Here is a 6,974-nt window from a genome sequence, read left to right as displayed (position 1 = left end):
TTTCTCAGGCAACTACATCCACTACGGTGTACGTGAATTTGGTATGACGGCCATCATGAACGGTATCGCGCTGCACGGCGGTTTCGTGCCTTACGGCGCGACCTTCCTGATGTTCATGGAATACGCGCGTAACGCGATGCGTATGGCCGCGCTGATGAAGATTCAGAACATCCAGGTCTACACGCATGACTCGATTGGTCTGGGTGAAGATGGTCCGACTCACCAACCAGTTGAGCAAATGGCTTCTCTGCGCCTGACTCCAAACATGAACACATGGCGTCCATGTGACCAGGTAGAATCGGCGGTGGCTTGGAAACTGGCTATCGAGCGTAAAGACGCGCCAACCGCGCTGATCTTCTCGCGTCAGAATCTGGCTCAACAACCGCGTGATGCAGAGCAACTGGCCAACATCGCTAAAGGCGGCTACATCCTGAAAGATTGTGCAGGCAAACCTGAGCTTATCCTGATCGCCACCGGCTCTGAAGTTGAGCTGGCTGTGGAAGCGGCAGCGCAACTGACTGCTGAAGGCAAGCAAGTGCGCGTAGTGTCGATGCCATCTACGGATGCATTCGACAAACAAGACGCCGCATACCGTGAATCGGTACTGCCAGCAGACGTGACCGCTCGTATCGCTATTGAAGCCGGCATTGCAGACTTCTGGTACAAGTACGTTGGTTTTGGTGGCCGCATCATCGGCATGACCAGCTTCGGCGAATCCGCACCAGCCGGCGAGCTGTTCAAACTGTTCGGCTTCACCACTGAAAACGTGGTGAACACAGCCAAAGAACTGCTGGCATAAGCCCGCTTCTTAAGCTGAACGCCTAGTAAAAGCCCCGCTCTATGAGCGGGGCTTTTTTGTACTATAGTTAAATCAATATAAACCATATCTGTATAATTATTATGATTATAATATTTCTTCTCTTATCTCTATATATACTGAAAGTTTATAAGGTTGGTAGTGCTTTTTATATTGATGATCAAAGTAGTTTTATGAATATAATTCTAAGTGATGGTTTTATTGTTGTGTTGTGCTTGTCTTTTTTATTCATCTCTACTCTGGTCGGTTCTGGTTTTAGGTTTTTAATAAAATTAGTTATTTCCTTGTTGGTGGTTTTTTATATTGCTGATTTATTTGTTATTTTTGTTTTTAATTCTAGATTGTATTTTGATGATTTTTTTAAATTTATCTTTGAAATAGATTTTAGTATGTTTAATATTTATACTATATTTCTATTGTTGGCAGTTTTATTTTTGGTTTTAATGTTCTTGTTTTTAGATGGTAACTATAAAATAAAATTTAGAAAAATATTTGTTTTTTTATTCCGTTGATTTTTTTCTTTACAACTATAATGTCAACTCATCTGTAAGAAGTGGTTTTTTTAAGAATTATATACTAATTAACATTGAATCTACATATGACAAAGAATATAGCGATAAATTCAAAAAATCGGTAGGATTAAAATCTGATGAAATTGTATGTGATAATGTTACTGCATCTAGACCGAAAAACATAATAGTATTCATCGTTGAATCTTGGTCTAATTATCATAGTAAATGGTTTGGTGGTGATAATGACTGGACACCAAAATTAGACTCTTTAGCTAAAAGAGGTGTATCGTTTAAGAATTTCTATGCAAATGGTTTTTCTACAGAAGGTGGATTGTATTCGATTTTGACTGGTTCACCACTATTACCTTATAAAATCAAACTAGGGACTGATGGCGCACTTGTGTTAAAAAACATAAATTTCAATGAATCATTTCCACTCGAATTTAGTCATCTTGGATATAATACAAAGTTTATTACGTCTGGAGATCTGAGTTTCTTGGATAAGAGGAATTGGCTAGAATCCTTGGGTTTTAATAAAATCATTGGTAATGAGTCTTTTGATAAGACTGAAAGAAAATTCTTATTTCGATCTGTTTCAGATGAAACTCTCTATGAAAGAGTATTGAATGAAATAAATAGTGATGAAAACAATTTTATAGTTGTTGAAAATGTCAATACACACCAACCTTTTTACTACCCTGACAAGAACGAAGTAAAAATTTCAGAAGAATATGCCTTTAAGTATGCAGATGAAAAATTATTTAATCTAATAAATAAAGTCCCAAAGAGTAACAATATGATAATCGTGATGAGTGATCATAGAGCGATGACTCCGTTGTCAGAGAAAGAAATATCGGACTCTCAACAAATGGCATCAAGTAGGGTTCCGATGTTTGTTATTTGGAATAATGAAAAAAAGTTATTGTTCAATATTATCAACAAAAAGATGTACTAAGAAGCGTATATAATTCATCTGTTGGCGAACTATGTCACAACCATTCTACGGGGGCGATTTTTCCTCTAGAACGTTCAATTCCGTCTAAATGTGTTTATCATTCAAGAGGCGATGAAAGATCCAAAGTGTCTGTTTTATGTGAAGATGATAAATTCGATATAATACTAGATGGTGATGATACAAGGGCCTCTGTGGATACAAAATATGCCGAACAAGCGATTAATTACATAAATAAAGTTAGATTGAATACATATAAATCTAATTAAATTTTACTATGATGTTATATAACGATAAAAAAGCCCCGCTCAATGAGCGGGGCTTTTTTATCGTTATATAGCTTCACTATTTCCATTCGTTCGGACAGGCGGCGCGCAGAGCATCAATAAACAGCCGTAAACGCAACGGGTGACGGCCTATCGGATAGAAACAGTGAATGCTGGCTGGTTCGGAATACCATTCTTCCAAACAGGGTTCGAGGCTACCAGGATGGTTTTTCTCAAACCCCTTGGCAACCCAAGTCGGCAACAGGCCAATCCCACGCCCTTTGGCGATCGCATCGGCTTGCATTGCCAGATTGTCACTCTGCAAGCGGCTCTCTAAGGCTGGCAGGACATAACGGCCATGCTCGGTATGGTGAAGCGTTAAGGCTTCCTGACGAAAAGCAATGAAGTCGATCCAGGGATGATCGCTCAGCTCACTGGGGTGAGCCGGACGCGGACGCTCACTCAGATATTGTGGCGACGCGTAGGCTGCATAGCGCCACAAGCCAAGTTGTTCTCGGCGGTAACCAGCTGGCGCAATATCGCCAATCCAGATAATCAGATCCGGATCGAGTGAACCATCTCCGTGTTGGAATTGACTGTGCAGCCGCACTTTCAGCTGCGGGTGCTCCTGCATAAAGCTGTCTAACACCCGACTCATCCAGCCGCGGGTCAGGTTGGGGTGCACGACCAGAGTCATCTCGCCGTTGACCTGAGTATTGAGCTCGTGCAGTGCTTCCTGACTGCGATTGGCCAGTTCAATCAACTGTTCTGAATAGGCCGCAAACACTTCACCGGCTTTGGTTAATGACAGGCGATTTCCTTGCCGGGCAACCAGTGCCTGACCAAGATCTTCTTCCAGTTGAGCCAGACGGCGGCTTAGGGTCGATTTGGGTTGCTCCAGCGATTTCGCTGCTGCGGTCAGGCTTTTATGTTGGCAGAGTGCATAAAACGCACGTACAGCGCTGAGATCCTGCATTGATGACACACCTCTGTGGAAAAATGCGACGTCTTGTTCCAAAACTGGTCCCAACTATTCCATTTGTGAACCTTTTCTACGTCAGTAATTTATGAATAATGCCTTCCTGAAATTAATAATTATTATCATTTAAAGGAGTGGTTCATGTCCAGACTGAATCCATCTAAAGTAGCGTTGGCGGTGACCTTAAGTTTGGTGGTTTCTGCCCAGGTTAATGCAGAGGAAAGTGTAAAAGCGGATGAAACCGTTGTGGTTACAGCGGCCGGTTATGAGCAGGTGGTGACCAATGCTCCGGCGAGTGTCACCGTGCTGACTCAGGAAGATCTGGCCTCACGCTATTACCGTGATGTCACCGATGCACTGACCAATGTGCCGGGCGTAGTGGTGACTGGCGGTGGCGATACCAAGGACATCAGTATTCGTGGCATGGGCTCAAAATACACGCTGATTCTGGTCGATGGTAAGCGCCTGTCTTCACGTCAAACCCGTCCGAACAGCGATGGTCCGGGTATTGAAGCGGCTTGGCTTCCGCCTCTGGAAGCGATTGAACGTATTGAAATTATCCGTGGCCCAATGTCGACGCTGTACGGCTCAGAAGCGATGGGTGGCGTGATCAACATTATCACCAAAAAAGCAGGTCAGAACTGGTCGGGTAAAGTGCAGCTCAGCACTGTGCTGCAGGAAAACCGCGATTCCGGCGACGAGCAGAATGTGAACTTCTTTGCGTCAGGTCCGCTGACCGACTCTCTTTCTCTGCAAGTGTATGGCCAGAATCAACACCGCGATGAAGACAACATCGAATACGGCTTTGAAGACAAAACGCTGCGCAGCATCGGCTCTAAACTGATTTATCAGTTGAGTGAGAATCATGAGCTGGCGTTCAGCGCTGACATCACCCAGCAGAAGCGTGAAGGTACGCCGGGCAAATCGGTCACAACTGGTGATGACGAAAGTCTGGGCGAGTACAACCGTACCTCATTTGCTCTGAGCCACAAAGGTGACTGGGGCAGCATTGGCCGCTCTGACAGTTACATTCAGCGTGAGCAAAGCGACAACGAATCACGTGAAATGACGCTGACCAACACCATCGCAAAATCCGTGTTGGTCACCCCATTTGAAACCAATACTCTCAGCATCGGTATTCAGGGCGAAAAAGCCGAGTTGGAAGACCTGACCGGCAACACCGGCGGCAGCGTAACGGAACTTGATAATGCGCAAATGGCGCTGTTTATGGAAGACGAGTGGCGGGTGCTTGATTCGGTAGCTCTGACATTCGGCGGCCGTTACGATTACAATCAGGATTACGGTTCTCACTTTAGCCCGCGTGTATACTCGGTGTGGAACATCAACGATGTATGGACACTTAAAGGCGGTGTTTCTACCGGCTTTAAAGCGCCGGATCTGCGTCAGGCCAGTGATGACTGGGTTTCTGTCAGCCGCGGCGGCAATATTCACGGTAACTCGGATCTGGATCCAGAAACTTCAGTCAGTGAAGAGATCAACCTGATCTATAACGGCCAGCAAGGTCTGCAAGCGTCGCTTGGCTTGTTCAACAATGATTTCAAAAACAAGATTTCCAGTGTCAGCTGCCCGGACAGCATCTGCAGTGAAGGCAATAACCAGTGGGGCAGTGCGCCGCGCTATTACACCAACGTCGACAAAGCGGTGACCCGCGGGGTTGAAGCGTCTCTGGACTTGCCGCTCGGCGACAACTGGGATTGGACGAGTAGCTACACTTACACCTATTCCAAACAAAAAACCGGCGATCACGCGGGCATGCCGCTCGAACAGTTGCCAAAACACCTGTTCACGACTCAGTTGAACTGGCAAACCACTGATCTGATGAGCAGTTGGGCGAAAGTTACTTACCATGGCAAAGAGTCTGATCCTGCGAGCACGCGAGATACGCTGACTGCACCGTCATACACGTTTGTGGATGCGGGGATTACCTATGCGTTGACCAGCAATACCAGCGTCAAAGCGGCGATCTACAACCTGTTTGATGAAGACGTGACGTACGAAGAGTACGGCTACGTTGAAGATGGCCGTCGTTACTGGGTAGGTCTGGACGTGGCGTTCTAATCTGCGCCGATGGCACTGTTGCTGGCCTTATCGGTTGACTCGAAGCCCTTACCGTTTGGTGAGGGCTTTTTTTATTGCGCCGATACGTTGGCACAAAGGTACGACGAGTGTGAAATAGTTGGGGATTTTACGTGAATCACAGGTCGTTTCTCGTTAACATCGGCAGGATAAACCATAAGGAAAAATGAACCCATGTTAAAAGTGGCGATCAACGGATTCGGACGCATTGGTCGGAATGTTCTTCGGGCCGTTTACGAGAGTGGCAAGAACCAACACATCAAAGTGGTGGCAGTGAATGAACTGGCCAAGCCAGAAGCGATGGCGCATCTGCTGCAGTATGATTCCAGCCATGGCCGATTTGGTAAAAAGATCACCCATGATCAGGAGCACATCTATGTGCATCACGACAATGGCGATTTTGATCGAATCCGCATTCTGCATTTGTCTGATATCCCGCTGCTGCCATGGCGTGACCTTGATGTCGACATCGTACTCGATTGTACGGGGGTATTCGGTTCGCAGGCTGATGGTTTGCAACATCTGGATGCTGGTGCGCGTAAAGTGCTGTTCTCCCATCCGGGGGCTGCCGATTTGGATAACACCATCATCTACGGCGTCAATCATGAAACGCTTACGGCCGATCACCATATTGTGTCGAACGGCTCCTGCACCACCAACTGTATCGTGCCGATCATTAAAGTGCTCGATGATGCGTTTGGCATTGATTCGGGAACCATCACCACCATTCATTCTTCCATGAATGACCAGCAGGTCATTGACGCTTACCACACCGATTTACGCCGCACGCGAGCGGCCAGTCAGTCGATCATCCCTGTAGACACAAAGTTGCATAAAGGGATTGAAAGAATCTTTCCGAAATTTTCTAACAAATTTGAAGCCATTTCCGTGCGTGTTCCAACGGTAAACGTCACTGCGATGGATTTAAGTGTCACGATTAATACAAATGTGAAAGTTAATGACGTAAATCAAACCATAGTGAACGCATCTCAGTGTACATTACGTGGCATTGTTGACTATACTGAAGCACCGCTCGTCTCCATCGATTTCAATCACGATCCGCACAGCGCGATTGTGGATGGAAGCCAGACTCGAGTGAGTAACGGGCAACTGGTAAAAATGCTCGTCTGGTGTGATAACGAGTGGGGATTTGCTAACCGCATGCTTGATACCGCGTTAGCAATGCAGGCAGCTAAGTAGTCGCCACCTGCTGGGGGAAAATATTTATTTTTTGCATTGAAATAAATATTCGAATCCCCATATCTAAAGCAGTTTAAGAATTGACAGGCTCGGCAGGATCGCCGAGTTGACGAAAACTTCTATTTTCTTTGAATATTTGAGAGGACAAACC

The 6,974-nt window shown here is 45.7% G+C and carries 5 protein-coding genes; 4 read left to right on the top strand and 1 reads right to left on the bottom strand.

What is annotated here, in order from left to right; genetic code table 11:
• Both JIG40_RS01265 and JIG40_RS01260 read left to right on the top strand, forming a co-directional pair.
• The coding region (locus tag JIG40_RS01265) for a transketolase family protein (RefSeq protein ID WP_280514066.1) at positions 1–799 on the top strand (799 nt) is incomplete at its 5' end.
• A 510-nt stretch (positions 800–1,309) separates the two neighbouring features.
• Positions 1,310–2,284 carry an LTA synthase family protein gene (locus tag JIG40_RS01260; RefSeq protein ID WP_199464641.1) on the top strand — a complete coding sequence of 325 codons (975 nt, stop codon included), beginning with the start codon at positions 1,310–1,312 and terminating at the stop codon, positions 2,282–2,284.
• 342 nt (positions 2,285–2,626) lie between these two features.
• Here the strand turns inward: JIG40_RS01260 and JIG40_RS01255 are convergent, their stop codons facing one another.
• Positions 2,627–3,523 (bottom strand): LysR family transcriptional regulator, encoded by an 897-nt coding sequence (locus JIG40_RS01255; protein ID WP_061056906.1) that lies wholly within the window; start codon positions 3,521–3,523, stop codon positions 2,627–2,629.
• 144 nt (positions 3,524–3,667) lie between these two features.
• On the opposite strand from JIG40_RS01255, the gene JIG40_RS01250 reads away from it, so the two are divergent.
• Positions 3,668–5,605, top strand: coding sequence for a ligand-gated channel protein (locus JIG40_RS01250; RefSeq protein ID WP_199464640.1), 1,938 nt, complete (start codon positions 3,668–3,670; stop codon positions 5,603–5,605).
• A 192-nt stretch (positions 5,606–5,797) separates the two neighbouring features.
• The gene (gene epd, locus JIG40_RS01245) at positions 5,798–6,823 is read left to right on the top strand and encodes an erythrose-4-phosphate dehydrogenase (RefSeq protein WP_020332664.1); all 1,026 of its coding nucleotides are present in this window, start codon (positions 5,798–5,800) and stop codon (positions 6,821–6,823) included.
• Positions 6,824–6,974 lie beyond the last annotated feature (151 nt).

It is taken from the genome of Vibrio sp. bablab_jr001, from assembly GCF_016464285.1.
Taxonomy (GTDB): domain Bacteria; phylum Pseudomonadota; class Gammaproteobacteria; order Enterobacterales; family Vibrionaceae; genus Vibrio; species Vibrio fluvialis.
This window is presented reverse-complemented; position numbering and strand designations above follow the sequence as displayed.